Here is a 25,012-nt window from a genome sequence, read left to right as displayed (position 1 = left end):
TTCATCACGGCTGGACGTTGGCGCCATCCTGCGGCCAGGGTTGCGGATTGGCAATCACCAAGGTCGCGACTGCGCCTAGGATGCCGGCATGCGTGTCCTGCTGTTGCTTTCGCTGTGCCTGGCCTTGTCACCGGCGACCCAGGGCTGCCAGCCCGGCATCGATGCGACCCTCGCCGCGCTGAATGCACTGCGCGCCAGCCCGCAGACCTGCGGTGGCCGCGCATGGCCCGCAGTGCCGGCGCTGCGTTGGCAGGACACGCTGGCCGCATCCGCGCGCAGCCATGCCGTCGACCTGGCCGGCCGCGACCGGCTGGATCACCTGGGCGCCAACGGCGCGCCACTGCGCCAGCGGCTGCGCGAGGCGGGCTATGCGATGCGCCTGGCCGGCGAGAACCTGGCCGGCGGCCCCGAGACGCTGGATGAGGCGCTGGTGCAGTGGCTGGCCAGCCCGGCGCATTGCGAGAACCTGATGGAGGCGCGCTTCGAGGAGGCGGGCCTCGCCTGCGTGACCGGCCCCGGCAGCCTGCAGCGCTATTGGGTGCTGCAGTTGGCCGCGCCAGCGCGGACCAAGCCTTAGATCCAGCCCAGGTCGATCGCCCGCAGCACCGCCTGCGTGCGGTCGCGCACGCCCATCTTGGAGAAGATGGCCGAGCAATGGTTCTTGATGACGCCTTCGCTGTTGCCCAGCAGCGCCGCGATCTCGGTATTGCTGCGGCCGCTGGCCACAAGGCGCAGCACCTGCAGCTCCTTCGGCGACAGCGGGTCGGGATGGTCGGCCGCCGTGAACGCGCGCTCACCGCCCTTGGCCTCCATGCGGGTGGTCAGCGATGGCCGCAGCGCGGTGCCGCCGGCATGCACATCGCGCAGTGCCTGGGCCAGTGTCTCGGGGCGTATGGCCTTCAGCAGGAAGCCCTTGGCGCCGGCGCGCGCGGCCTCGTCGAAGGCGGCCGTGTCGTCGAAGGTGGTCAGCAGGATGACCGGCAGACGCAGCGCGCGCGCGGCCAGCGCGCGGATCAGGCCGATGCCGTCCAGCCGCGGCATGCGCATGTCGGACAGGATGACGTCGGGCATGTCGTCCGCCGGCGCGGCGGACAGCCACTCCAGCGCCTCGGCGCCGTCGTTGGCCTCGCCCACCACCTTCAGGTCGTCGTGCAGCGCCAGCAGGCCCTTCAGGCCTTCGCGCACCAGTTGCTGGTCTTCGACCAGCAGGATCTTGATCACACCCATCGTGGACATCTCAGCTCGATTCGGAAACCCGGGCTGGTGCGCGTGACGCGCATCTGCCCCCCCAGTTCGGTCATGCGCTCGGTCATGCCGGACAGTCCATTGCCGGCCCGGCCTTCGTGCCAGCCCGGCGCGCCCCGCCCATCATCGTCGATGCTGACGGCGATGGCGTCGCCGACGCCGCGCAAGGTCACCTGCACGCGGCGTGCGCCAGCATGGCGCACGCTGTTGGTCACGCCCTCCTGCACGCAGCGCAGCAGCGCATGGGCCGCGCGAGGGCCCAGGTCGCGCGCGGCGTCGTCCACGTCCAGCTCGATGCGCGTGCTGGCGATGCCCTCGGACAAGGCCTGCAGCGCCGCGGACAGGTCAATGCGCTGCGAGTCGCGCTGCTGCGAGACGGATTCGCGCACATCGGCGAGCAGCTGCGCGGCCACGCCCTGTGCGCGGTCCAGTGCCTGACCGGCGCCGCCGGAGTCGGCGCGCGCCAGCAGCGCGTTGCCCAGCTGCAGCTGCAGATTCAGCGCGGTCAGGTGGTGGCCCATCAGGTCGTGCAGCTCGCGCGCGATCTGCATGCGCTCGTTGTAGCGCATCTGCTCGGCCAGCAGGTGCTCGCCGGCCATCTGCTCGGCCAGCACGGCCTGCAGCCAGCGGCGCTTCTCGGCCTCCGCGGCGGCCATGCGGCCCAGGCCGAAGGCCAGGCCGTGCAGCGCCAGCATGGACGACAGCAGGCCGAACTGGTCCAGCCAGGCCTCGGCCTGCGGCGCGGCGTAGATTCCGGTGTTCAGCAGCACCTGGGCCGCGCCGAAACCCAGCGCGATGCGCGCCGGCAGCAGCACGGCGGCCAGCGCGGTGACGAGGAAGGGCAGGCCCGGCGTGACGCCGAAGGCCAGCAGGTCCACCAGCAGCAGCCAGCCCAGGCGGCGGTTCACGCTCATCGCGCCAGAGCCCTGGCGGGCCAGCTGCCAGGTCAACGCGACGAAGCTCAGCAGCAGCGCCACGCAGACCAGCAGCAGGCCGCGGTCGTTGGCGTCGCCGCCCAGCTGGCGCCAGACCCAGGCGACCAGGCCGTCATAGGGCTCGGTGCGGGCGCCCAGCAGCGCCGCGCCGGCGCTGACCAGCTCCATCGCGCAGACCACCAGCGCGGCCAGCCGCAGCACCACGCCGGGTTCGGCAAGGCGGGCGAGCGTGCGGTCGAAGCGATTCATGGACGCGCATTTTCATGTGGCTTTCATATCGCGCCGCGAGCATGCGCGGCTCAGAAGCCGTGTGATGGATTTCACGGCTTCCCAGCCAATCCCAAATCGTTGGAGTAGCCATGGATCAAGCAGACTCGGGCCGTCGCGGCCTGCTCAAGGGCGGCGCGGCCGCCATTGCCGCCGCCTTCGCCGGCCCCATCGGCGCGCTGGCCACGCGCGTGGCCGAAGCCGCTGCAGCCGACAGCTGTGCCGCCGCCGGCGCGTCGGTGCTGCTGGACAGCCCCTACGGCCCCACCGCGCCGGTCAACGACCTGACGACCGGCCTGCCGCTGGTCGAGCTGCCCGCCGGCTTCAGCTACAAGAGCTATGGCTGGAAGGGCGACGTGATGTCCGACGGCCTCGTGACGCCCGGCGCGCACGACGGCATGGGCGTCGTCGTGCAGCGCCGCGTGGGCCGCAGCACCGAGATCATCCTGGTGCGCAACCACGAGCAGAGCACCAGCAGCAATGCCGCCAACATCATCGGCGGCAGCCGCGCCAACGTCGCCAAGTACGACACCGGCACCACCAGCGGCGCCTACCAGATCGGCGGCAACACCAACCTGGTGTGGCGCGACGGCGAATGGGTGTCCAGCTACGCGACGCTGGGCGGCATCTACCGCCCCTGCGCCGGCGGCGCCAGCACCTGGGGCTCGTGGCTGTCCAACGAGGAGATCCGCAGCAACAGCGTCTCCACGACGGGCAAGAAGCACGGCTACATCTTCGAGGTGCCGGCCGACACCAGCCTGAACGCGGCCAACACGACGCCCATCGTCGCGATGGGACGCATGGCCCACGAGGCCAGCGCCATCGACCCGGCCACCGGCTACTGGTACCTGACCGAGGACCAGGGCAACGCCAACACGCTGTACCGCTTCCGCCCCGCCAACTGGGCCGGCGGCCTGAACAGTCTGCACGCCGGTGGCACGCTGCAGGGCCTGCGCGTGCGCGCCGTGGCCAACGCCGACATGCGCGACCCGACGCTGTGCCAGGAGTACATCTGCGACTGGGTGGACATCGCCAACCCCGACCTGGACGGCGCCTCGCTGTCCACCATCAACGGCAGCGTGTCGGCCAGCGGCCCCTACCGCCAGGCCTATGCCAACGGCGCGGCCATCTTCGGCGCGACCGAGGGCTGCTGGGTCGCCAACGGCATCGTCTACTTCACCGACAAGCAGGTCACCAGCAGCCCGGCGCGCGCCGGCCGCATCTGGGCGCTGCACCTGGCCAGCATGACGCTGAAGGCCATCTTCGTCAGCAACAGCCTGCATGTCGGCAACTCGCCCGACAACCTGTGCGTGAGCCCGCGCGGTGGCGTGCTGTTCTGCGAGGACGGTTCCTCCAGCGGACCGGGCACGCTGCCGGGCGCGTCCATCCCGTCGCAGCATCTGAAGGTGGTGCACCCCACGGGCGGCAGCTACCTGTTCGCGAAGAACAACTACAGCTTCACGCGCGCCCAGCTGGACGCCGTGGGCAAGACCGGCGCCACCGCCGGCGACGAGCGCGACACCGAGATGGCCGGCTGCGTCTTCAGCCCGGACGGCCGCGTGCTGTTCGTGAACCTCTATGTCGGCGTCACGCTGGCCATCACCGGCCCGTGGACCAAGGGCACCCTGTGAGCACCACCATCATGAACAAGCACTCCCTGAACCTTCTCGCGCTGACCGCGCTGCTGTGCGCTGCCGCGCCGGCCCAGGCCCTCACGTTCGAAGGCGCCGTCACGCAAGGCGCCACGGTCGCCAACGACTACAGCGCCATCGGCCTGCTGTCCTTCGACCTGGACCTGGCCAACGGCAGCCCGGCCGTGCTGAGCTGGCGCATCGACGACGAAGACCTGCTGGCGCCCATCGCGTTCAATGCCGTCATCCGCAACTACACCGGCGCAGGCCTGAAGGGCCTCACGCTGACACTGGACCACAGCAGCTTCGCCAGCGTCGGCAGCGTGACGCGCCAGTTCGGCGGCGACTGGACCGTGACCGGCAGCGGTGCCACGCGCACGATTACGTTCGCGCCCGAGGACTATCTCGACATCGAGCTGGGCAACGCGCTGGGTGGCGCGGGCAAGACCGACTGGACGCTGGCGCAGGCCGGTTTCAAGGTCGGCGACCGCTTCAGCCTGACCGTCAGCGCGGTGCCGGAGCCCAGCCAGGTCGCGCTGCTGCTGGCCGGCCTGGGCGCCGTGGGCTGGGTGGCGCGCCGTCGTCAGGCCGACAAGGCCTGAGCAATGACGCCGCCGCCCAGGCAGACCTCGCCGTCATAGACGACGGCGCTCTGGCCAGGCGTGACGGCCCATTGCGGGTCGGGGAAGCGCAGCGTCAAGCGCCCCTGCACGTCGAAGGCGACGCTGCAGGGCGCATCCGCCTGGCGGTAGCGCGTCTTGGCCGCGGCCTGCGCCGTTGCCGGCGCACGGCCGGCGATCCAGCTGAGGTCGTCGGCCTCCAGCGCGGGGCTCAGCAGCAGCGGATGGTCGTGGCCTTGCACGGCGATCAGCGTGTTGCGCTCGATGTCCTTGGCCGCGACGAACCAGGGCTCGTGCTCGCCACCGCCGCGCGGCGTGCCCTTTTCCTTCACGCCGCCGATGCCCAGTCCCTGGCGCTGGCCCAGCGTGTAGAAGCTCAGCCCCACGTGCTCGCCCAGCTTGCGGCCGCGCTCGTCCTTGATGGGGCCGGGCTGATGGGACAGGTACTTGTTCAGGAACTCGCGGAACGGTCGCTCGCCGATGAAGCAGATGCCCGTCGAGTCCTTCTTCTTCGCATTCGGCAGGCCGATCTCGGCCGCGATGCGGCGCACCTCGGTCTTGGGCAGGTGGCCCACGGGAAACATGGCCTTGCTCATCTGCGCCTGGCTCAGCCGGTGCAGGAAGTAGCTCTGGTCCTTCAGCGGGTCCAACCCCTTCAGCAGCTGGAACTCGCCATCCACTTCGCGCACGCGGGCGTAGTGGCCTGTGGCGATCTTCTCGGCGCCCAGCCGCATCGCGTGGTCCAGGAAGGCCTTGAACTTGATCTCGGCGTTGCACAGCACGTCGGGATTGGGCGTGCGGCCGGCCTGGTACTCGCGCAGGAACTCGGCGAACACGCGGTCCTTGTACTCAGTCGCGAAATTGACGTGCTCGATCTCTATGCCCAGCACGTCGGCCACGGAGGCCGCGTCCAGGAAGTCCTGGCGCGTGGAGCAGTACTCGTCGTTGTCGTCGTCTTCCCAGTTCTTCATGAAGATGGCGACGACCTCGTGGCCTTGCTGCTTCAGCAGATGGGCGGTGACGGCCGAGTCGACGCCGCCGGACAGGCCGACCACGACACGGTGCTTCTTGGGGGAACTCATGGGCGCGATTGTCCCAAACGGGGCATCAACCCTTCACGAGCGGGGTCGTCAGCGAGCCGTGCGCGAATACCGTGTCCAGCGGCAGGCGCCGTCCGGCCGCGTAGTCCCGCACGCACTGCAGCACCAGCGGGCTGCGATGGCGCTCCGCGCAGGCGGCCAGTTCGTCCAGCGTCAGCCACAGCGTGCGGTGGATGCCCTCGTCCAGCGCGCGGCCGGCGATCTGCTCGCCGACCGAGCCGCTGAAGGCCAGGCGCACATAGGTGACATCCTCCGATCGCGCCGGCCGCATGAAGCGCGCCAGGTAGACGCCCAGGAAGGCCTCGGGCACGAAGGGTCGCGCGGTCTCCTCCAGCGCCTCGCGCACGACGGCGTCCAGCGGGCTCTCGCCCAGCTCCACGTGGCCGGCCGGGTTATTCAGCATCAGGCCTTCGGCGGTTTCCTCCTCCACCAGCAGATAACGGTCCCCGCGCGCTATCACGGCGGCGACGGTGACGCTGGGTCGGAATCGGTCTGTGGCAACCATGGAACTTCCTCTCGATATCCCGCACGGGGCACTGGCACGCATTGTGTAAGCTGCCACGCAACCCCTGCCCCCGCAAGGAGCTTCCATGCAGATAGGCGTACCGCGCGAGCGCGCGGCCGGAGAGACCCGCGTGGCCGTCACGCCCGAGACGGCCAAGAAGCTGAAGGCAGCCGGCCACGTGCTACGCATCGAGAGTGGCGCCGGCGTCGCGGCCAGCGTCACCGATGCCGCCTACGAGGCGGTGGGCTGCGAGATCGTTGACCAGGCCACCGCGCTCGGCAGCGAATTGGTGCTGAAGGTGCGCGCGCCGGATGCCGACGAACTGGCGCTGATGAAGCCGGGAACGGCGCTGGTGGGCATGCTCAATCCGTTCGATCGCGACGGCCTGTCCGCGCTGGCGCAGGCCGGGCTGACCAGCTTCGCGCTGGAGGCCGCGCCGCGCACGACGCGGGCTCAGAGCATGGATGTGCTCTCCAGCCAAGCCAACATCGCCGGCTACAAGGCCGTGATGATCGCGGCCGACCGCTACCAGCGCTTCTTCCCGATGCTGATGACGGCCGCCGGCACCGTGAAGGCGGCGCGCGTGGTCATCCTGGGCGTGGGCGTGGCGGGGTTGCAGGCCATCGCGACCGCCAAGCGGCTGGGCGCGGTCATCGAGGCCAGCGATGTGCGGCCCTCGGTGAAGGAGCAGGTTGAATCGCTGGGCGGCAAGTTCATCGACGTGCCCTACGAGACGGCCGAGGAGAAGGAAGCCGCCGAGGGCGTGGGCGGCTATGCGCGGCCCATGCCGCCCAGCTGGCTGGAGCGGCAGAAGGTGGAGGTGGCCAAGCGTGTGGCGCTGGCCGACGTTGTCATCACGACCGCGCTGATTCCGGGGCGCGCGGCGCCGGTGCTGGTCACCGAGGACATGGTCAAGGCCATGAAGCCGGGTTCGGTCATCGTGGACATTGCAGCGCCCGCCGGTGGCAACTGCCCATTGACGGAGGCGGGCAAGACGGTGGTGAAGCACGGCGTGACGCTGGTGGGCGAGACCAACCTGCCGGCGCTGGTGGCGGCCGACGCGTCGGCGCTGTACGCGCGCAACGTGCTGGACTTCCTGAAGCTGGTCATCTCGAAGGAGGGCACGTTCCAGGTGCCACTGGATGACGACATCGTCGCGGCCTGCCGCGTGACCCAAGACGGACAAGTGACGAGGGCTTGAGCACCATGGAACTGGTCGACAACACCATCATCAATCTCATCATCTTCGTGCTGGCCATCTACGTGGGCTACCACGTCGTCTGGACGGTGACACCCGCGCTGCACACGCCGCTGATGGCCGTGACGAACGCGATCTCGGCCATCGTCATCGTCGGCGCCATGCTGGCTGCGGCGCTGACCGAGACGCCGCTGGCCAAAGGCATGGGCGTCGTCGCCGTCGCACTGGCGGCGGTGAACATCTTTGGCGGCTTCCTCGTGACTCGAAGGATGCTGGAGATGTTCAAGAAGAAGGAAAAGAAGGCGCCGACGACGGAGGCCAAGCCATGAGCATGAATGTCGTCACGCTGCTGTACCTCATCGCCAGCGTCTGCTTCATCCAGTCGCTGAAGGGCTTGTCGCACCCGACCACGTCCATCCGCGGCAATCTGTTCGGCATGGTGGGCATGGCCATCGCGGCGTTCACGACGGCCGCGCTCATCGTCAAGCTGGCGGGTGATTCGGCCGTCGGCCTGGGCTGGGTGCTGCTGGGCCTGGTCGTCGGCGGCGGCTTTGGCGCCTGGAAGGCCAAGACGGTCGAGATGACCAAGATGCCGGAGCTGGTGGCCTTCTTCCACAGCATGATCGGCCTGGCGGCCGTGGCCATTGCGGCGGCCGCGGCCTACGAGCCCTGGGCCTTCCAGATCACGGCCAAGGGCGGCCAGATCCCGGGCGGCAACCGCATCGAACTGGCGCTGGGCGCCTTCATCGGCGCGGTCACGTTCACGGGCTCCGTCATCGCCTGGGGCAAGCTGTCTGGCGGCAGCAAGTTCCGGCTGTTCCAGGGCGCGCCGGTGGTCTTCAGGGGCCAGCATGCGCTGAACGCGGTGCTCGGCCTGGCGGCGGCCTTCTTCGTGTTCGGCTTCTGGCACAGCCAGAGCCAGATGGACTTCTGGATCGTCGTCGCGCTGGGTTTCGTGCTGGGCGTGACGCTGATCATCCCCATCGGCGGCGCCGACATGCCGGTGGTCGTGTCCATGTTGAACAGCTACTCCGGCTGGGCGGCGGCGGGCATCGGCTTCTCGCTGAACAACAGCATGCTGATCATTGCCGGCTCGCTGGTGGGCAGCTCGGGCGCGATCCTGAGCTACATCATGTGCAAGGCGATGAACCGCTCGTTCTTCAGCGTCATCCTGGGCGGCTTTGGCGGCGATGCCACCGCGGCGACCGGCGGCGCGGCGCAGCAGCGCAACGTGAAGAGCGGCAGCGCCGACGACGCGGCCTTCGTCATGGGCAACGCCGAGAGCGTCATCATCGTGCCGGGCTACGGCCTGGCCGTGGCGCGCGCCCAGCATGCGGTGAAGGAGCTGGCGCACAAGCTGCACGAGAAGGGCGTCACGGTGAAGTACGCCATCCACCCGGTGGCCGGCCGCATGCCCGGCCACATGAACGTGCTGCTGGCCGAGGCCGAGGTGCCCTACGACCAGGTGTTCGAGATGGAGGACATCAACGCCGAGTTCGGTCAGGCCGACGTGGCCATCATCCTGGGCGCCAACGACGTCGTGAACCCCGCCGCGCACGTGAAGGGCAGCCCCATCTACGGCATGCCCATCCTGGAGGCCTACAAGGCCAAGACCATCATCGTCAACAAGCGCTCCATGGCCGCCGGCTACGCGGGCCTGGACAACGAGCTGTTCTACATGGACAAGACCATGATGGTGTTCGGCGATGCGAAGAAGGTTGTCGAGGACATGCTGAAGGCGGTGGAGTGAACCTAGAGGCGCGCCTCTAGCCGCTATCGAATCCCCTGATCGGGGCGTTGTCAGCCATCGGTCAGAATCGGCGCCAACAAAAGGAGACATGGCATGGAGCCGATCTGGCTGAAGCAATACCCGGCCGCAGTGCCGAGCGACGTCAACACGTCCCTGTATCCCAGCCTGGTCGACCTGCTCGACACCGGCTTCAAGAAGCACGGCGACAAGCCCGCCTATCTGATGATGGGCAAGAGCATCAGCTTTGCCCAGGTCGATGAGGCGTCGCGCGCGCTGGCGGCCTATCTGCAGGGACTGGGGCTGGAGAAGGGTGACCGCGTCGCCATCATGATGCCCAACCTGTTCCAGTACCCGGTCGCCGTGGCCGCCGTGCTGCGGGCCGGCTATGTGGTCGTCAACGTGAACCCGCTGTACACGCCGCGCGAGCTGGAGCACCAGCTCAAGGACTCCGGCGCCAAGGCCATCATCATCATCGAGAACTTCGCCTCGGTGCTGCAGCAGGTCATCCGCAGCGTGCCCACCAAGCACATCATCCTCGCCGCGATGGGCGACATGCTGGGCCTGCTGAAGGGCAGCATCGTCAACTACGTCGTGCGCAACGTGCGCAAGATGGTGCCGGCCTTCGAGCTGCCCGGCGCGGTGCGCTTCAACGACGCGTTAGCCCAGGGTCGCGGCAAGAGCTACAAGAAGCCCCAGCTGGGCCCTGAAGACATCGCCGTGCTGCAGTACACCGGCGGCACCACCGGCGTGTCCAAGGGCGCGGTGCTGCTGCACCGCAACCTGGTGGCCAACATCCTGCAGAACGAGGCCTGGTACCAGCCGGCGTTGAAGAAGGTGCCGGCCGGTGAGCAGGTCGTCACCATCTGCGCGCTGCCGCTGTATCACATCTTCGGTTTCAACGCGAACATGATGCTGTCCATGCACATTGGCGGCGCCAATGTGCTGATCCCGAATCCGCGCGATCTGCCGGCCATGTTCAAGGAGCTGAAGGGACATCGCTTCCACAGCTTCCCGGCCGTCAATACGCTGTTCATGGCGATGGCCAACCACCCCGAGTTCAACTCGGTGGACTGGAGCAAGCTGGTCATCTCCGTGGGCGGTGGCATGGCCGTGCTGCAGGCCACGGCCAAGCTGTGGCTCGAGAAGACAGGATGCCCCATCGTGGAGGGCTACGGCCTGTCCGAGACCTCGCCGACCGCCACCTGCAACCCGACCGACAGCCAGGCCTACACCGGCACCATCGGCCTGCCGCTGCCGCTGACCGAGCTGAAGCTGCTGGACGACGACGGGAACGAAGTGCCCGCGGGCCAGCCGGGCGAGATCGCGATCAAGGGCCCGCAGGTCATGGCCGGCTACTGGCAGCGCCCCGACGAGACGGCCAAGGTCATGACGGCCGACGGTTTCTTCCGCAGCGGCGACATCGGCACCGTGGATGAAAAGGGTTACTTCAAGATCGTCGACCGCAAGAAGGACATGATCCTGGTCAGCGGTTTCAACGTGTATCCCAACGAGGTCGAAGACGTGCTGACGCAGATGCCCGGCGTGCTGGAATGCGCGGCCGTGGGCGTGGCGGATGCCAAGGCAGGCGAGGCGGTGAAGGTCGTCATCGTGAAGAAAGACCCGAATCTCAGCGAGGCCGACGTGCGGGCCTATTGCGAAGCCAACCTGACCGGCTACAAACGGCCCAAGATCGTCGAGTTCCGCACCGACCTGCCCAAGACGCCCGTGGGCAAGATCCTGCGCCGGGAACTGCGGGACAAGGCCTGAGGCCTGGTCCCCAGTCGCAACGCGCAGGCGGTGATCCCGCCTGGGCACCACTACCGACACCGTGCTCGAACTGCTGCATTCCAAGACCGACGCCGGCCGCGCCGAGATCCGCGCGCGCGCCCTGCCGCTGTCGCGCGCGGCGCGCAATCTGCTGCTGGTGCTGGACGCCACCAAGCCCGCTGGCGAATGGCTGCGCCTGGTGGCGGGGGCGACCCAGGCGGACCTGGAGGCGCTGCGACAGCATGGGCTGATCGCGCCGCAGGGTGCCGGCGGCTCGCCGCAGCCGGTGGCCGCACCGGCGCCTGTGCCCGTGGCGGCACCGGTCGCCTCAGCGCCTGCGGCGTCGGTCGCGCAATCGCCGGCCGGCGGCTCGCTGCTGCTGGACCGCGCGGCGCTGTACACCTATCTGAGCGGCGAGGCGCCGCGGCTGCTGGGCACGTTCAAGGGCTATGCCTTCGCGCTGGAGGTCGAGAAGGCCGACAGCCTGAGCGCCTTGCAGGCTTTGGCACTGCAACTGGTCGAGCGCGTGCAGAAGGCCAAGGGCGAGGACGCCGCTTCCGCCGTACGCCAGGCGCTGGGATTGCGCTGATCTGGGACACTGGCGGGCCACACCCGCCGCCGTCCGCACCTTGCCCCGCTTCTTCGTCGACACCCCACTCGCCGCTCCCGGCGAACTCGCGCTGCCGCCCGGCGCCGCCCGCCATGTGCAGGTGCTGCGCCTGCAACCCGGCGACGCGCTGACGTTGTTCGACGGCAGCGGCCCGGAATGGCAGGCCGAGGTCACGGCCATGGGCCGCAGCGAGGTGCGCGTTCGCCTGCTTGAGCCCACCCAGCCGCAGCGCGAACTGGCGCGCGCCATCACGCTGGCCGTCGTCATGCCGGCCAACGACCGCATGGACTTTCTCGTCGAGAAGGCGACCGAACTGGGCGCCGCGGCCTTGCAGCCGTTGGTGGCCGAGCGGTCCGTGCTGCGCCTGGCCGGCGAGCGGGCCGACAAGAAGCGCGCGCACTGGCAGGGCGTGGCGATTGCCGCGGCCGAGCAGAGCGGGCGCACGGTGCCCACACACATCGCACCGGTGATGCCGCTGTCCGCCTGGCTGGCCGCGCTGCCGCCGGCGGGTGATGACGAATGGCGCGGCCTGCTGAGCCCGCGCGCCGCGCAGCCGCTGGCGGCCTTCGCGCAGCAGCGGGCGCTGTTCCTCAGCGGTTCCGAAGGTGGCCTCAGCGATGCCGAGGAAGACGCCGCGCGCGCACGCGGCTTCGCGGCCGTTTCGCTGGGCCCGCGCATCCTGCGCGCCGACACGGCCCCGCTGGCGGTTCTTTCCTGGCTGGCGCTGTCTTGAACCGCAAGCTCGCGCTGCTGGTCCTGGCCCAGGGCCTGTTCCTGACCAACAACATCTGCTTCATGGCCATCAACGGCCTGGTGGGGCTGGCGCTGGCGCCGCAGCCGTGGATGGCCACGCTGCCCATTTGCGCCTATGTGGGCGGCGGGGCGCTGATGGCGCGCATGGTGGGCCGCCACCAGCTGCGTTTCGGGCGCCGGCGGGGCTTCCAGATCGGGCTGCTGGTGGCGGCGTTCAGCTGCACGATGGCGCTGTGGAGCGTGCTGCAGCACAGCTTCTGGGGCGTTGTCAGCGCGACGCTGATTGCCGGCTACTACACGGCCAACGCGGCGCTGTACCGCTTCGCGGCGACCGAGCTGGTCGCGCCCGAGAAGCGCGAGTCGGCCATCTCCTGGGTGCTGGGCGCCGGCTGCCTGGGCGCGATCATCGGCCCGCTGCTGGCGCGCGAGAGCAAGGACCTGCTGGTCGCGCCGTTCGCTGGCGCCTACCTGCTGTTGATCTTCGTCGCGCTGGCGGGGCTGGTGCTGATCTCGCTGATCGACTTTCCGGCGCTGGTGCAGCCCAAGCCGGGCGATGGCGGCCGCGGCACGGCGGAGCTTTTGCGACAGCCCATCTTCCTCGTCGCGATGGCCGCGAGTGCGCTGGGTTACGGCGTCATGAACCTGCTGATGGCCGCGACCCCCATCGCGATGGGCCAGTGCGGCCTGCCGTTCAGTGATGCGGGCCTGGTGCTGCAGCTGCATGTGCTGGGCATGTTCGTGCCCAGCTTCTTCACGGGGCCGCTGATCAAGCGCGTGGGCGTGGTGCCGGTCATGTGGGCCGGCGTGTTGTTGAACGTGGGTTGCGTGGCCTTCGCGCTGGCGGGCCAGGACCTGGCGCATTTCACCGGCGCGCTGCTGCTGCTGGGCATAGGCTGGAACTTCCTCTACATCGGCGGCACGACGCTGTTCACGCAGGCCTACCGGCCCGAGGAGAAGACGCGCGCGCAGGGGCTGATGGACACGGGCGTCTACGCGACGATGACCGTCACGTCGTTCTCGTCCGGCGCGCTGGTGACGACCGGTGGCTGGCAGTGGATGAACTGGGCCAGCCTGCTGCCCATCGCGCTGTGCGCGGCGGCGCTGCTGTGGCTCAGCGCTGGTCGTGCCGCAGGTACTCCGCCGCCATCTGCGCCGCGATGAGTTCCGGCTTCAGCCGCGTGAGCGCCGCGCGCGCGGCCTCGCGCTGCGTGACGAACAGCGGTGTGCCGATGCGCAGGCCCACGATGGCGCCGCCGTCGCCGAGCTGCGGCAGCAGCGGGTAGACGCGCAGCCGCAGCACCAGCTGCTCCTGCTCGTCGGCAAACACGGCGGTCTCGGCCAGCGTGGCGCAGCCCAGCCGGTCGGCCTCACGCAGCAACGCGATGCCGGCGGCCTGCGGATCGACCTGCACGGCAGGCGCCGTCATGGGCACCACGCGCCGGCCCTGGGCTTGCAGCGTGTCGGCCATCGCGGTGTTGAAGCGCTCGTTCAGCGCGTCCCAGTCCGGGCCGCCCGGCTCCGGGGCGTTGCGGCCCTGGCCGAACACCAGCGTGCAGGAGGACTGCGCCTGCGCCGCGCCGCACAACAGCAGCGCCAGCGCGGCCGCCATCAGCTCACGGCGCATCCGCCGCGGTCTCGGGCTTGCGGGCCGAGCCCTTGATGAGGTCGAAGCGGAACAGCCGGCACTCGATGGGGCCGTTCCACATCGGCACGCGGCGGGCTTCCTTCAGCCGCATCTTGCTGGGCAGCTTCATGTCGGGGCTCAGCATCCAGGCAGTCCAGCCGGCGGGGTTCTCGGTGTACTGGCGCTTCCAGTGCGCGGCCAGGCGCGGGAAGAAATCGTCGCCACCATCGCGCTCTTCCGAGCCGCCAGCATCGCGCGTCATCGCCGCCTTGCCGCGCACCTCGATGCGCTCGCCGTACGGCGGGTTCATGACGATGCTGCCGGCCATGCCGTCGGGCAGCTTGGGGGCCGGGCGCTCCAGCGCGTCGCCGCCGTTGAACTGGATGTACTGCGCGACGCCCGCGCGCTCGGCGTTGCGGCGTGCGAAGTCGACCATGCGGAAGGCCACGTCGCTGGCGTAGATGGGCACGGCCGGCGGGCGTATGCGCGCGCGCGCCGCCTGCGCCATCTCGCCCCATGTGGCTTTCAGCGCAGGCGTGGAGAACGGCAGCTGGCGCTCGAATGCGAAGCGGCGCAGCAGGCCCGGCGCCGAGTCGCAGGCGATCAACGCGGCCTCGATAGGGATGGTGCCGGAGCCGCAGCAGGGATCGTGCAGCGCGCTGTCACCGCGCCAGCCGGCGGCGGCCAGCATCGCGGCGGCCAGCGTCTCCTTCAGCGGCGCATCGCCCTTGTCGACGCGCCAGCCGCGCTTGAACAGCGGCTCGCCGGAGGTGTCGACGTAGATCGCCGCGCGCTCGGGGCCCACGTGCAGCAGCACGGGCAGGTCGGGCGAATGCGTGTCCACGCTGGGGCGCTCGCCGGTGTGCTCGCGCAGCTGGTCGCAGATCGCATCCTTGATGCGCAACGTCGTGAAGTTCAGGCTCTTCAGCGGCGAGCGTTGCGCGACGGTGTCCACGCGTATGGTGTGTCGCGGCGTGATCCAGTCGCGCCAGTCGACGCGGCGGGCCAGCGAGTACAGGTCTTCCTCATGGCGGTAGGGGCCTTCGATCAGCTCGACCAGCACGCGCTGCGCGAGCCGGCTTTCGAGGTTGATGCGCAGCACGTCTTCGGCGGTGCCGAGCACGCCACAGCCGCCGCGCAGGGCTTCTACCTTGCTGCGCACGCCGGGCGGCAGGAAGCGTTTCAGCTCATCCTCCAGCAGGGGTTCGACGCCACCGGCGCAGGACACGAAAAGGGATAACTTGTTGGGCAGGCTCACCGCGTCATTGTCGCTGCCCCTAAACTGGATAGCGTTGTCCAAGACTCAACGCAAGCCATGAAGCGAATCGTCCTGACCCTGGCCTTCCTGTTCGGCGCCGTCCAGGCTCAGGCCGCCGACCCGGCTCCTACCTACCCGGCGCACACCATTCCCGGTTCGCAGCTGCGCGCGCTGCCCAAGAACGCCGATGGCCGTAGCTACCAGCTGCATGTGCAGCTGCCGGCGTCGTTCGCCAGCGAGCCCAAGCGCCGCTACCCGGTGCTGTACGTGACCGACGGCTACTGGGATTTCGCCACCGTCGTCGCGTCGTACAACAACCTGAACTACGACAAGGTGGTGCCCGAGTTCATCATCGTGGGCCTGGGCTACGCGGGCGACAACCTGGACTACGGCCAGCTGCGTGCGTGGGAGCTGTCGCCGGTGCGCATGAACCCGCTCGCGGCCAACACCGGCAATGCCGACAAGTTCCTGGACGCGCTGGAGAAGCAGATCTTCCCGCTGGTGGAGCGCGACTACCGCGCCGACCCGGCGCAGCGCTTCGTGGCCGGCAGCTCGCTGGGCGGGCTGTTCGTGCTGCATGCGATGTACGCACGGCCCACGCTGTTCCAGGGCTATATCGCGGCCAGCCCGGCCGTGGTGGTCGGCAACGACTGGATCATCGGCCGCGCCAAGGCCTACGCGGCCAGCGGCAAGCCCATCAAGGCGCGGCTGTATGTGACCGGCGCCGAGCACGAGTGGCCGGGCTTCCTGGCCGGTATCAAGCGCTATCAGGCGCTGCTGCCGGAGTTGAAGCATCCCGAGCTGGTCTGGCAGAACCGCACCATCGACGGCGAGCGCCACGCCGGCACCAAGGCCGAGAGCTACACGCGCGGCATGCGCTACGTATTCGAGCCGCTGGCGCCGGAGAAAGGGCCGTCCAGGGACTGATCCGCGCTCAGGCCAGTCGCTTGGCGCGGTCCGGCTGATCGCGGTTCGCGGGGTCGTCGCATCGGGAAAGTAGACTGCCCCGCAATGTCCCTGCTGATACTTCTCGCACTGCCGTTCCTGGGCAGCGCGGTAGCCGCGCTGTTGCCCACCAATGCTCGCAATGTCGAGTCGCTGTGGGCTGCGCTGATCGCGCTGGCGCTGCTCATCCCGCTGGCGCTGCTCTACCCCGACGTCAGTGGCGGCGCGGTCGTGTCCGAGCGCCTGGCCTGGTTGCCGGCCCTTGGAATGGACATCGTCGTGCGGCTGGATGGCTTCGCATGGATGTTCGCGATGCTGGTCTCCGGCATGGGGCTGCTGGTCATCGTCTACGCGCGCTACTACCTGTCCGCGAGTGACCCGGCCGCGCGCTTCTACTCGCTGCTGCTGGGCTTCATGGGCGCCATGCTGGGCGTGGTGGTGTCGGGCAACCTGGTGCAGCTGGTCGTGTTCTGGGAGCTGACCAGCGTCTTCTCCTTCCTGCTGATCGGCTACTGGACGCACCGCAAGGACGCGCGTCGCGGCGCCCGCATGGCCTTCACGGTCACGGCCACCGGCGGCCTCGCGCTGCTGGCCGGCGTGCTGGTGCTGGGCCACATCGTTGGCAGCCTGGAGCTGGATGTCGTGCTGGCCGCGGGTGATGTGGTTCGTGCCCATGCGCTGTATCCGCTGGCATTGGGCCTGGTGCTCCTCGGCGCACTGACCAAAAGCGCGCAGTTCCCCTTCCACTTCTGGCTGCCGCACGCGATGGCCGCGCCGACGCCGGTGTCGGCCTACCTGCACTCGGCCACGATGGTGAAGGCCGGCGTGTTCCTGCTGGCGCGGCTGTGGCCGGTGCTGTCGGGCACGGACGCCTGGTTCTGGATCGTCGGCGGCGCGGGCCTGGCGACGCTGCTGCTGGGCAGCTACGTGGCCATGTTCCAGAACGACCTGAAGGGGTTGCTGGCGTACTCGACGATCAGCCACCTGGGCCTCATCACGCTGCTGCTGGGCCTGAACAGCCCGGTGGCGGCCGTCGCGGCGGTCTTCCACATGATGAACCACGCGACCTTCAAGGCCTCGCTGTTCATGTCGGTGGGCATCATCGACCACGAGACCGGCACGCGCGACATGCGCCGGCTGGACGGGCTGTTCCGCTTCATGCCCATCACCGGCACGCTGGCCATCGTGGCCTGTGCGGCCATGGCCGGCGTGCCGCTGCTGAACGGCTTCCTGTCCAAGGAGATGTTCTTCGCCGAGACGGTGTTCGTCAGCTCGCACCCGGCCATCGAGTACGGCCTGCCGGCCGCGGCCACGCTGGCCGGCATCTTCGCGGTCGTCTACTCGCTGCGTTTCGGCCACGACGTGTTCTTCGGCAATCCGCCGGTCGATTGCCCGCGCCAGCCGCACGAGCCCACGCACTGGATGCGCGTGCCGGTGGAGTTGCTGGTGCTGGCCTGCGTCGTCGTCGGCACGCTGCCGGGCTGGTCGGTCGGGCCGTTGCTGGCGGCGGCCGCGCGTCCGGTGGTGGGCGGCTCGCTGCCCGACTACAGCCTCGCGCTGTGGCATGGCTTCAACACGCCGCTGATGATGAGCGGGGTGGCGATGGCCGGCGGGCTGCTGATCTACCTGCGCTTCGCCGCGCGCTTCAAGCAGCTGCGCGGCACGCCGCTGCTGCGCGGGCTGGACGGCAAGCGCCAGTTCGAGCGCGTGATGGCGTGGTTGTCCGACGGCGCGCGCCGGCTCACGCGGCGGCTCAGCACGCGCCGGCTGCAGCCGCAGCTGTTCACCATGCTGTTGATCGCGACGCTCGCGGGCGTCGCCTCGTCGCTGATCGTGCCGCTGAGCTGGGGCGACCGTGCGCGCGTGCCGGCCACGCCGGAGTTCGTGCTGCTGTGGGGCGTGGCCGGCGCCTGCGCGTTGGGCGCCGCCTACCAGGCCAAGTTCCACCGCCTCGCCGCGCTGACGATGCTGGGCGTCGTCGGCCTGGCGCTGTGCATCACCTTCGCGTGGTTCTCGGCGCCCGACCTGGCGCTGACGCAGCTGTCCGTGGAGGTTGTGACGCTGGTGCTGTTCCTGCTGGGCCTGCGCTGGATGCCGCAGCGCAAGGAGCAGGACGATGCGCAGATCCTGGTGCGTCACCGCTGGCGCCGTCGCCGCGACCTGCTGCTGGCGGTGGGCATCGGCGCGGGTCTGGCGGCGCTGTCGTATGCGCTGCTGACGCGGCACGCGCCGCTGTCGATCTCACCGTTCTTCATCGACCGCGCGTTGCCCGAAGGCGGTGGCACCAACGTCGTCAACGTCATGCTGGTGGACTTCCGCGCGTTCGACACGCTGGGCGAGATCACCGTGCTGAGCATCGTCGGGCTGACCGTCTACGCGCTGCTGCGGCGCTTTCGCCCGGCGCGCGAGACGGTGGACCAAACCGCTCAGCAGCAGGTCGCCGCTGGCGCCGACCTGACCGACCCCGATGCCGACGGCGACGACTACCTGCCGCCCTACCTGGAGGTGCCCGCCGTGCTGGTGCGGCTGCTGCTGCCGGTGGCCGGGCTGTTCGCCTTCCACCTCTTCATGCGCGGCCACAACGAGCCGGGCGGCGGCTTTGTCGCCGGCCTGGTGCTGGCCATCGCGTTCATTGCGCAATACATGGTCAGCGGCACCCGCTGGGTGGAAGCGCGCATGGAGCTGAAGCCCACGCGCTGGATCGCCGTGGGCCTGCTGGTGGCGCTGGCGACGGGTACCGGCGCACTGGTGCTGGGCTATCCGTTCCTCACCACCCACACCGCGCATGTGACCTGGCCGCTGGTGGGTGAGGTGCATCTGCCCACGGCGGCGTTGTTCGACCTGGGTGTCTTCGCGGTCGTGGTGGGCTCCACGCTGCTGCTGTTGACCGCCATTGCGCACCAGTCCCTGCGCGCCCGGCGCCGGCAGCCGCTGGCAGCCCCCACCGAAGAAGCGGGAGCGCACTGATGGAGTTCGTGGTTTCCATCGCCATCGGCGTGCTCGCCGGCGCCGGCGTGTGGCTGGTGCTGCGGCCGCGGACCTTCCAGGTGCTGATCGGCCTGTCGCTGCTGTCGTACGCGATCAACTTCTTCATCTTCAGCGTGGGCAGCCTGGCCATCGGCCGCGAGCCCATCGTACGCCCGGGCCTGGCGCCCGACCTCGTCAACTACAGCGACCCGCTGCCGCAATCGCTGGTGCTGACGGCCATCGTCATCGGCTTCGCCACCACCGCGCTGTTCCTCGTCGTGCTGCTGGCGCTGCGCGGCCTGTCGGGTGGCGACCATGTGGACGGCCAGGAGGAGAAGCCTTGATCGCGTTCGAGCACCTGCTGGTGCTGCCCGTGCTGCTGCCGCTGGGCACGGCGGCACTGATGCTGCTGGGCGACAGACGCAAGGGCTTCAAGGCCGCGATGAACGTGGTGTCTGCGGCACTCGGACTGGTCGTGGCCGTGCTGCTGCTGCAGGGCGTCGCCGAGCGCGGGCCGGGGGCCTTCGGCATCTACCTGCCGGGCAACTGGTCGGTGCCGTTCGGCATCGTGCTGGTGGCCGACCGGCTCTCCGCGCTGATGGTGGTGCTGACCGGCGCCGTGGGGCTGGCCTCGGCGCTGTACGCGCTGGCGCGTTGGCAGCAGGCGGGCGTGTACTTCCACGCGCTGTTCCAGCTGCAGTTGATGGGCCTGTACGGCGCGTTCCTGACGGCCGACCTGTTCAACCTGTTCGTGTTCTTCGAGGTGCTGCTGGCCGCCAGCTACGGCCTGCTGCTGCACGGCGGCGGCGCGCCGCGCGTGCGCGCCGGGCTGCACTACATCGCGATCAACCTCGTGGCGTCGCTGCTGTTCCTGGTCGGCGTGGCGGTGTTGTACGGCGTGACCGGCACGCTGAACATGGCCGACATCGCGCAGAAGCTGCCGCTCGTGCCGGAAAGCGACCGCGGCCTGCTCCATGCGGGGGCGGCCATCCTGGCCATCGCCTTCCTGGCCAAGGCCGCGGTATGGCCGCTGAACGCCTGGTTGCCACCGGCGTATGCCGCGGCCAGCGCGCCGGTGGCCGCGCTGTTCGCCATCCTGACCAAGGTGGGTGTCTACGCGGTGCTGCGGCTGTGGACCTTGTGCTTTCCCGCGGGCGCCGGCGCCTCGGCCGGCTTCGGCGGCGAGGTGCTGATCTGGGGGGGCATCCTCACGCTGGCATTCGGCGCGGTGGGAATGCTGGCTTCGCAGCAACTGGCGCGGCTGGCGGCGTTCAGCGTCATTGCCTCGTCCGGCACGCTGGTGGCCACCATCGGCTTCGATGCGCCGACCCTCAGTGGGGGGGCACTGTTCTATCTGGGCAGCTCCACATTGGCCGGGTGCGCGCTGTTTCTGCTGGTGGAGTTGCTGGAGCGTGCACGCCAGGTGGAAGTGGGCCCGGCCGAGATCGATGACGGCAATGGTGCGCTGCCCAGCTTCCTGGATGCCGAAACGCCCGTGCATGCCAACCTCGACGACGACCAGCAGGTGCTCGTGGGCCGCGCCATCCCGGCGGCGCTGGCCTTCCTGGGTGTCACGTTCACCGTCTGCGCACTGGTCACGGCAGGGCTGCCGCCGCTGTCGGGCTTCGTCGCCAAGCTCGCCATGCTGACAGCGCTGCTGGACCTTCGCACGGCGGCGGCATGGGCGCTGTTCGCGCTGCTGATCATCTCCGGGCTGTTCGCCGCGGTGTCGCTGATGCGCGTGGGCATGCGGCACTTCTGGGCCGCCGATCGCCCGTCGCCGCGGCTGCGCGTCATCGAGACGGCGCCCATCGCCGGCCTGCTGGCGGGTTCGGTCGCCATGGCGGTGCATGCCGGGCCGGTGCTGGACTACATGCGGGCGTCGGGTGAGGCGCTGCATTCGCCGGAGCTCTACATCAACGCGGTGATGAGCGCGCAGCCGCGCTCCGGGCCGGAAGGAAGCGGGCAATGAACCGGCTGCTGCCTGCACCCTGGTTGTCGCTTGCACTGTTCGCCGGGTGGCTGCTGCTGACGCGCACCTTCAGCCTCGGGCAGGCGGTGCTGGGTCTGATCGCCGCCATCGCGATCCCGTTGCTGCTGGCGCCGCTGCGCCCACGGCCGCGACCCATGAAGCGCCCGCTGGTGCTGCTGCGGCTCATCTTGTGCGTGGGGCGCGACGTCGTGCGATCCGGCCTGCAGGTCGCCGCTGGCGTGGCGCGAGCGCGCTCCCGGCCGCCCCGGGGCAGTTTCGTCGTCGTGCCGCTGGAACTGCGCGATGCGCACGCGCTGGCCGCGCTGGCCATGATCACCGCCGTCATTCCGGGCAGCGTCTGGAGCGAACTGGCGGCTGATCGCAGTGCGCTGATGATCCATGTCTTCGATCTGGATGACGAGGCTGCGTATATCGCGCATTTCAAGGCCGACTACGAACGTCCGCTGAAGGAGATCTTCGAATGAGCTCGCTGCTGTCGCTCGCGATCACTGTCACCCTGGGGCTGTATGCCATTGCGATCGTCGTGGGCACGCTGCGGGTCTTCCGTGGACCCGCCGCGCAGGACCGTGTGCTGGCGCTGGACTTCATCTACGTCGTCGGCATGCTCGTGATGCTGGTGCTGGCCGTGCGCTACGACAGCGAGATGTATTTCGAGGGGGCACTGCTGATGGTGCTGTTCGGCTTTGTCAGCTCGATGGCGCTGGCCAAGTTCCTGCTGCGCGGCGAGGTCGTATGAACATGCCGCCACTGGGCGAGATCATCGTGTCCGTGCTGCTGCTGGGCAGCGGCGTGGTGGTGCTCGTGGCTGCGCTGGGGCTGCTTCGCCTGAAGGACTTCTTCCTGCGCATGCATGCGCCGGCGCTCGCCTCCACGCTGGCCGCCTGGATCGTCACGCTCGCGTCCATCGTGCACTTCAGCACCCGTGGCGGCGGGCTGGCGCTGCACGTGTGGCTCATCATCATCGTGCTGTCGATCACCGCGCCGGTCACCACCATCGTGCTCGCCCGAGCCGCGCTGTTCCGCCGCCGTCAGGCCGGCGATGCACTTCCGCCGCCGCTGAGGTCGCAGCGCTAGCGCCGCGACCTCGATCCCATTTACTTGCTGACGAAGTCCAGCAGGTCCTGGTTCAGACGGTCCTTGTGCGTGTCGGTGATGCCGTGCGGGCCATCGGCGTACTCGATGAGTCGCGCGCCCTTGACCAGCTTGGCCGTCGCGCGGCCCGTCGTCGCGATGGGCACGATCTGGTCGTCGGCGCCGTGGATGACCAGCGTCGGCACGTTGACCTTCTTCAGGTCTTCGCGGAAGTCGGAGTGGAAGAAGGCCTCGATGCTGTCGTAGGTGGCTTTGCTGCCGGCCTGCATGCCCTGCACGTAGAAGCTGTCGGCCTGGCCTGACGAGACCTTGGCGCCTGGGCGGTTGAAGCCGAAGAACGGGCCGCCGGCGATGTCCTTGTAGAGTTGGGCGCGGTTGTCCAGCGACGCTTTGCGCAGGCTGTCGAACACAGCCTCGGGCACGCCGTCGGGGTGGGTGGGGCTGGCGCCCAGCATGGGCGTCACGGCGCCCACCAGCACGACCTTGGCGACGCGCGCCGTGCCGTGGCGGCCGATGTAGCGGGCCACTTCGCCGCCGCCGGTGGAGAAGCCCACCAGCGTCGCGCGCTTGATGTCCAGCGTGGTCAGCACGGTGCCGAGGTCGTCGGCGTACTGGTCCATGGTGTTGCCGGCCCAGGGCTGGCCCGAGCGGCCGTGGCCGCGACGGTCATGGGCGACGACACGGTAGCCGCGCTCGGCCAGGAACTGCATCTGCGACTCCCAGCTGTCGGCGTTCAGCGGCCAGCCGTGGCTGAAGACGACGACCGGGCCGTTCCTGGGGCCCCAGTCCTTCACGTAGAGCGGCGTGCCGTCGGCGGCGGCCACGTACTGGCTGGCGACCGCGGCGGCGGCGGTCGGTGCGGCCGTGGCCTGGGTCTGGGCGGCAAAGCCACCGACGGCGATGGTGGCGGCGAGGGCGAGGCGGGAGAAGGCGTTCATGGCAGGCTTTCCTTGGAAGTGGTGGCGATCAGGCCTTGGTGGCGGGGCGGACGGTCTCGCCACGGCGCGCGGCGTACTCGGTCACCAGTGCGGCGTAGCGCGTGCCATGGCGCAGCGCGGCATAGCGCTCGCGGGCGGCCTGCAGGGCCATGCTGTTCCACTGGCCGGTCTCTTCGGCCGTGCGCTCGGCGGCGGCCAGGCCGGACTCCTGGTAGACCTTCAGGTCGGCCAGCACCTCGGCGCGCGACACGGTGGACTGCACGCTGACGCTCTGGTTCGTTTCCAGGTCGGTCACATAGGACTGCGCCTGGGCCGACGCGGCGACGAACACGGCGGCGCCGGTCATCAGTTGCAGCAGGGCACGGTTGAGGGCGGGTTGGCGGATCATGGTGAGCTCCTTCGCGGTGTCGGTGGGTGGTGGGTTCTGTCTTGCGACGGTATGAACTGTGCCGGCGATGCCCGTACCTGAGATGCCATAAAGTACGTTTAACTTTGCATCTGGTACTTCCCATGGCCGACCGACTTGCCGCGCTGTTCACGCACTTCGCCGTGCGGGCCGAGACCTTCCAGACCGGGCTGCTGTGCGGCGTCAACAGCCTGGAGCCCCAGGCGGGGCGCGGCCAGCTGCACCTGATCCGCGAGGGCGGCGTGGAGGTGCACAACGCCGGCACACCCGAGCCGCTGCGCATCACCGAGCCCAGCCTGCTGCTCTACCCGCGCCCGCTGGCGCATCGCTTCGTGACGGACCCGAGCTGCGGCGCGCAGTTCCTGTGCGCGCACATGGCCTTCGAAGGCGGCGCCAGCCACCCCATCGCGGCGGCGCTGCCGCCCTGGGTCTGCCTGCCGCTGGCGTCCGTGCCCGGCTGTGCGCCGGTGCTGGGCCAGTTGTTCGCCGAGGCGCAGTCCAGCTATTGCGGCCGCCAGCTGATGCTGGACCGGCTGTTCGAGGTGCTGCTGATCTGGGTGCTGCGCGAGCTGATGTCGCAGGGGCAGGTGGCGTCGGGCATGCTGGCCGGCCTGTCCCACCCCAAGCTGCGCGGCGCGCTGGTGGCCTTGCACGACGCGCCGCAGCGCGACTGGCCGCTGGAAGAACTGGCGGCGGCCGCCGGCATGTCGCGCACGGTGTTCGCCAACGCGTTCCGCGACGTGGTCGGCTGCACGCCGGGTGTCTACCTGCAGCGCTGGCGCATCGGCTTGGCGCAGAAGGGGCTGCGCGAGGGGCGGGCCCTCAAGCACATCGCGATGGACGTGGGCTACGGCGGCGAGGCCGCGCTGTCACGCGCGTTCCGCGCGCACACGGGGCAGTCGCCACGGGAGTGGCGCAAGGCGGAGTTGTTGCCTTAGCGGGCGCGGACCACCCGTACCTGGAAGGGCACGCCTTCGATCTCCAGGAAGTAGGAACCGAACAGGCCGCGGTGCACCACGACCTTGGGGTCTTGAAGCTCGTACAGCGCCTCGCTGTCGTCGGCGATGCGCCAGACCTGGCCGTTCTCCAGCTCGATGCGCTTGTTGGGCCCCCAGCCCAGGAACTTGCCGCGGATGCGGCTTTCCACCTGCTTCAGCGCGGGTGGTGCGCCGGCCGGCGGCTTGAGGGCTTCCTGGCCGAACTTCGCGACCGCGTCGGAGGCCGGCGCGACGGGCTTGGCCGCAGCGGCAGGCTCGCCGCCGGGCAGCTTCATCGCGTCGTAACAGGCCAGCCGCGCTGCCGTGTCGGCCTTCAGCCGGCAGGCCTTCACATCGCCGACCAGGTCTTGCGCCGTGGCGCCACCGCAGGCCAGAACCAGTCCTATCGCCAGCAACTTCTTGCTCATCTG

General features: G+C 69.4%; 27 protein-coding genes. 18 read left to right on the top strand and 9 right to left on the bottom strand.

All coding sequences use genetic code 11. From position 1 onward, the window contains the following. Positions 1 to 88: 88 nt before the first annotated feature. Positions 89 to 577 (top strand): CAP domain-containing protein, encoded by a 489-nt coding sequence (locus J2X21_RS21665; protein WP_310332102.1) that lies wholly within the window; start codon positions 89 to 91, stop codon positions 575 to 577. On the opposite strand, the gene J2X21_RS21660 is transcribed toward J2X21_RS21665, so the two are convergent. Continuing rightward, positions 574 to 1,227: a response regulator transcription factor gene (locus J2X21_RS21660; protein ID WP_310332100.1), complete on the bottom strand. Its 654-nt coding sequence runs from the start codon at positions 1,225 to 1,227 to the stop codon at positions 574 to 576. The genes J2X21_RS21665 and J2X21_RS21660 overlap by 4 nt on opposite strands. Beyond that, the gene (locus tag J2X21_RS21655; RefSeq protein ID WP_310332099.1) at positions 1,218 to 2,429 is read right to left on the bottom strand and encodes a sensor histidine kinase; all 1,212 of its coding nucleotides are present in this window, start codon (positions 2,427 to 2,429) and stop codon (positions 1,218 to 1,220) included. Before J2X21_RS21655 ends, J2X21_RS21660 begins: the two co-directional genes overlap by 10 nt. A gap of 110 nt (positions 2,430 to 2,539) precedes the next feature. On the opposite strand from J2X21_RS21655, the gene J2X21_RS21650 reads away from it, so the two are divergent. Together J2X21_RS21650 and J2X21_RS21645 are read left to right on the top strand one after the other, a co-directional pair. Further along, on the top strand, positions 2,540 to 4,078 hold the full coding sequence (locus tag J2X21_RS21650; protein WP_310332098.1) for an alkaline phosphatase PhoX: 1,539 nt from the start codon (positions 2,540 to 2,542) through the stop codon (positions 4,076 to 4,078). Positions 4,079 to 4,089: 11 nt separating this feature from the next. Beyond that, positions 4,090 to 4,680, top strand: a complete 591-nt coding sequence (locus J2X21_RS21645) for a PEP-CTERM sorting domain-containing protein (RefSeq protein ID WP_310332096.1) — start codon at positions 4,090 to 4,092, stop codon at positions 4,678 to 4,680. Here J2X21_RS21645 and mnmA read toward each other — a convergent pair. Both mnmA and J2X21_RS21635 read right to left on the bottom strand, forming a co-directional pair. Beyond that, entirely contained in the window at positions 4,662 to 5,780 is a 1,119-nt protein-coding gene (gene mnmA / locus J2X21_RS21640; protein ID WP_310332094.1) for a tRNA 2-thiouridine(34) synthase MnmA, read from the bottom strand. The two genes, J2X21_RS21645 and mnmA, sit on opposite strands and share 19 nt — an antisense overlap. A gap of 25 nt (positions 5,781 to 5,805) precedes the next feature. Further along, positions 5,806 to 6,303, bottom strand: a complete 498-nt coding sequence (locus tag J2X21_RS21635; RefSeq protein ID WP_310332092.1) for an NUDIX hydrolase — start codon at positions 6,301 to 6,303, stop codon at positions 5,806 to 5,808. An 85-nt stretch (positions 6,304 to 6,388) separates the two neighbouring features. Here J2X21_RS21635 and J2X21_RS21630 point away from each other — a divergent pair, with 85 nt between their 5' ends. From J2X21_RS21630 to J2X21_RS21600, 7 genes are all read left to right on the top strand, one after another. After that, positions 6,389 to 7,504, top strand: a complete 1,116-nt coding sequence (locus J2X21_RS21630; protein ID WP_310332091.1) for a Re/Si-specific NAD(P)(+) transhydrogenase subunit alpha — start codon at positions 6,389 to 6,391, stop codon at positions 7,502 to 7,504. Between the two features lie 5 nt (positions 7,505 to 7,509). Next, positions 7,510 to 7,830: an NAD(P) transhydrogenase subunit alpha part 2 gene (locus J2X21_RS21625; protein ID WP_310332398.1), complete on the top strand. Its 321-nt coding sequence runs from the start codon at positions 7,510 to 7,512 to the stop codon at positions 7,828 to 7,830. After that, positions 7,827 to 9,251, top strand: a complete 1,425-nt coding sequence (locus tag J2X21_RS21620) for an NAD(P)(+) transhydrogenase (Re/Si-specific) subunit beta (RefSeq protein WP_310332090.1) — start codon at positions 7,827 to 7,829, stop codon at positions 9,249 to 9,251. Before J2X21_RS21625 ends, J2X21_RS21620 begins: the two co-directional genes overlap by 4 nt. A 93-nt stretch (positions 9,252 to 9,344) precedes the next feature. Further along, a complete protein-coding gene (locus tag J2X21_RS21615) occupies positions 9,345 to 11,018 on the top strand; it encodes a long-chain-fatty-acid--CoA ligase (protein WP_310332088.1) in 1,674 nt (557 codons plus the stop codon). Between the two features lie 61 nt (positions 11,019 to 11,079). Next, positions 11,080 to 11,607, top strand: coding sequence for a hypothetical protein (locus J2X21_RS21610; RefSeq protein WP_310332087.1), 528 nt, complete (start codon positions 11,080 to 11,082; stop codon positions 11,605 to 11,607). A 40-nt stretch (positions 11,608 to 11,647) separates the two neighbouring features. Then, a complete protein-coding gene (locus tag J2X21_RS21605) occupies positions 11,648 to 12,361 on the top strand; it encodes a 16S rRNA (uracil(1498)-N(3))-methyltransferase (RefSeq protein ID WP_310332085.1) in 714 nt (237 codons plus the stop codon). Continuing rightward, positions 12,358 to 13,542 (top strand): MFS transporter, encoded by a 1,185-nt coding sequence (locus J2X21_RS21600; RefSeq protein ID WP_310332083.1) that lies wholly within the window; start codon positions 12,358 to 12,360, stop codon positions 13,540 to 13,542. Before J2X21_RS21605 ends, J2X21_RS21600 begins: the two co-directional genes overlap by 4 nt. On the opposite strand, the gene J2X21_RS21595 is transcribed toward J2X21_RS21600, so the two are convergent. Both J2X21_RS21595 and J2X21_RS21590 read right to left on the bottom strand, forming a co-directional pair. After that, positions 13,493 to 14,005 (bottom strand): hypothetical protein, encoded by a 513-nt coding sequence (locus tag J2X21_RS21595; protein WP_310332080.1) that lies wholly within the window; start codon positions 14,003 to 14,005, stop codon positions 13,493 to 13,495. The two genes, J2X21_RS21600 and J2X21_RS21595, sit on opposite strands and share 50 nt — an antisense overlap. After that, the gene (locus J2X21_RS21590; RefSeq protein WP_310332078.1) at positions 13,995 to 15,263 is read right to left on the bottom strand and encodes a THUMP domain-containing class I SAM-dependent RNA methyltransferase; all 1,269 of its coding nucleotides are present in this window, start codon (positions 15,261 to 15,263) and stop codon (positions 13,995 to 13,997) included. Before J2X21_RS21590 ends, J2X21_RS21595 begins: the two co-directional genes overlap by 11 nt. A 57-nt stretch (positions 15,264 to 15,320) precedes the next feature. Here J2X21_RS21590 and J2X21_RS21585 point away from each other — a divergent pair, with 57 nt between their 5' ends. The 7 genes from J2X21_RS21585 to J2X21_RS21555 all read left to right on the top strand — a co-directional run bounded on the left by J2X21_RS21585 (position 15,321) and on the right by J2X21_RS21555 (position 22,242). Beyond that, complete coding sequence (locus J2X21_RS21585; RefSeq protein ID WP_310332076.1) at positions 15,321 to 16,190, top strand: alpha/beta hydrolase; 870 nt, start codon at positions 15,321 to 15,323, stop codon at positions 16,188 to 16,190. Positions 16,191 to 16,274: 84 nt separating this feature from the next. Continuing rightward, the gene (locus tag J2X21_RS21580; protein WP_310332074.1) at positions 16,275 to 19,175 is read left to right on the top strand and encodes a monovalent cation/H+ antiporter subunit A; all 2,901 of its coding nucleotides are present in this window, start codon (positions 16,275 to 16,277) and stop codon (positions 19,173 to 19,175) included. Continuing rightward, complete coding sequence (locus J2X21_RS21575) at positions 19,175 to 19,519, top strand: Na+/H+ antiporter subunit C (RefSeq protein WP_310332072.1); 345 nt, start codon at positions 19,175 to 19,177, stop codon at positions 19,517 to 19,519. The genes J2X21_RS21580 and J2X21_RS21575 overlap by 1 nt, the downstream gene beginning before the upstream one ends. Further along, a complete protein-coding gene (locus J2X21_RS21570; protein WP_404667326.1) occupies positions 19,519 to 21,147 on the top strand; it encodes a monovalent cation/H+ antiporter subunit D in 1,629 nt (542 codons plus the stop codon). Before J2X21_RS21575 ends, J2X21_RS21570 begins: the two co-directional genes overlap by 1 nt. Further along, positions 21,144 to 21,632 (top strand): Na+/H+ antiporter subunit E, encoded by a 489-nt coding sequence (locus tag J2X21_RS21565; protein WP_310332068.1) that lies wholly within the window; start codon positions 21,144 to 21,146, stop codon positions 21,630 to 21,632. The genes J2X21_RS21570 and J2X21_RS21565 overlap by 4 nt, the downstream gene beginning before the upstream one ends. After that, entirely contained in the window at positions 21,629 to 21,904 is a 276-nt protein-coding gene (locus J2X21_RS21560) for a K+/H+ antiporter subunit F (RefSeq protein ID WP_310332066.1), read from the top strand. The genes J2X21_RS21565 and J2X21_RS21560 overlap by 4 nt, the downstream gene beginning before the upstream one ends. Then, positions 21,901 to 22,242, top strand: coding sequence for a Na+/H+ antiporter subunit G (locus J2X21_RS21555; RefSeq protein ID WP_310332065.1), 342 nt, complete (start codon positions 21,901 to 21,903; stop codon positions 22,240 to 22,242). Before J2X21_RS21560 ends, J2X21_RS21555 begins: the two co-directional genes overlap by 4 nt. Before the next feature lie 20 nt (positions 22,243 to 22,262). On the opposite strand, the gene J2X21_RS21550 is transcribed toward J2X21_RS21555, so the two are convergent. Together J2X21_RS21550 and J2X21_RS21545 are read right to left on the bottom strand one after the other, a co-directional pair. Beyond that, positions 22,263 to 23,198 carry an alpha/beta fold hydrolase gene (locus J2X21_RS21550; RefSeq protein WP_310332063.1) on the bottom strand — a complete coding sequence of 312 codons (936 nt, stop codon included), beginning with the start codon at positions 23,196 to 23,198 and terminating at the stop codon, positions 22,263 to 22,265. Between the two features lie 28 nt (positions 23,199 to 23,226). Continuing rightward, complete coding sequence (locus tag J2X21_RS21545; protein WP_310332061.1) at positions 23,227 to 23,586, bottom strand: hypothetical protein; 360 nt, start codon at positions 23,584 to 23,586, stop codon at positions 23,227 to 23,229. A 122-nt stretch (positions 23,587 to 23,708) separates the two neighbouring features. Between J2X21_RS21545 and J2X21_RS21540 the strand changes: the two genes are divergently transcribed. After that, positions 23,709 to 24,542: an AraC family transcriptional regulator gene (locus tag J2X21_RS21540; protein ID WP_310332059.1), complete on the top strand. Its 834-nt coding sequence runs from the start codon at positions 23,709 to 23,711 to the stop codon at positions 24,540 to 24,542. On the opposite strand, the gene J2X21_RS21535 is transcribed toward J2X21_RS21540, so the two are convergent. Beyond that, positions 24,539 to 25,009: a hypothetical protein gene (locus tag J2X21_RS21535; protein WP_310332057.1), complete on the bottom strand. Its 471-nt coding sequence runs from the start codon at positions 25,007 to 25,009 to the stop codon at positions 24,539 to 24,541. The genes J2X21_RS21540 and J2X21_RS21535 overlap by 4 nt on opposite strands. Between the last annotated feature and the right edge of the window lie 3 nt (positions 25,010 to 25,012).

This window comes from Roseateles asaccharophilus, from assembly GCF_031458115.1.
Taxonomy (GTDB): domain Bacteria; phylum Pseudomonadota; class Gammaproteobacteria; order Burkholderiales; family Burkholderiaceae_C; genus Pelomonas; species Pelomonas asaccharophilus_A.
Note: the sequence above shows the minus strand (reverse complement) of the source record. Positions and strands in the feature narration are given on the sequence as shown.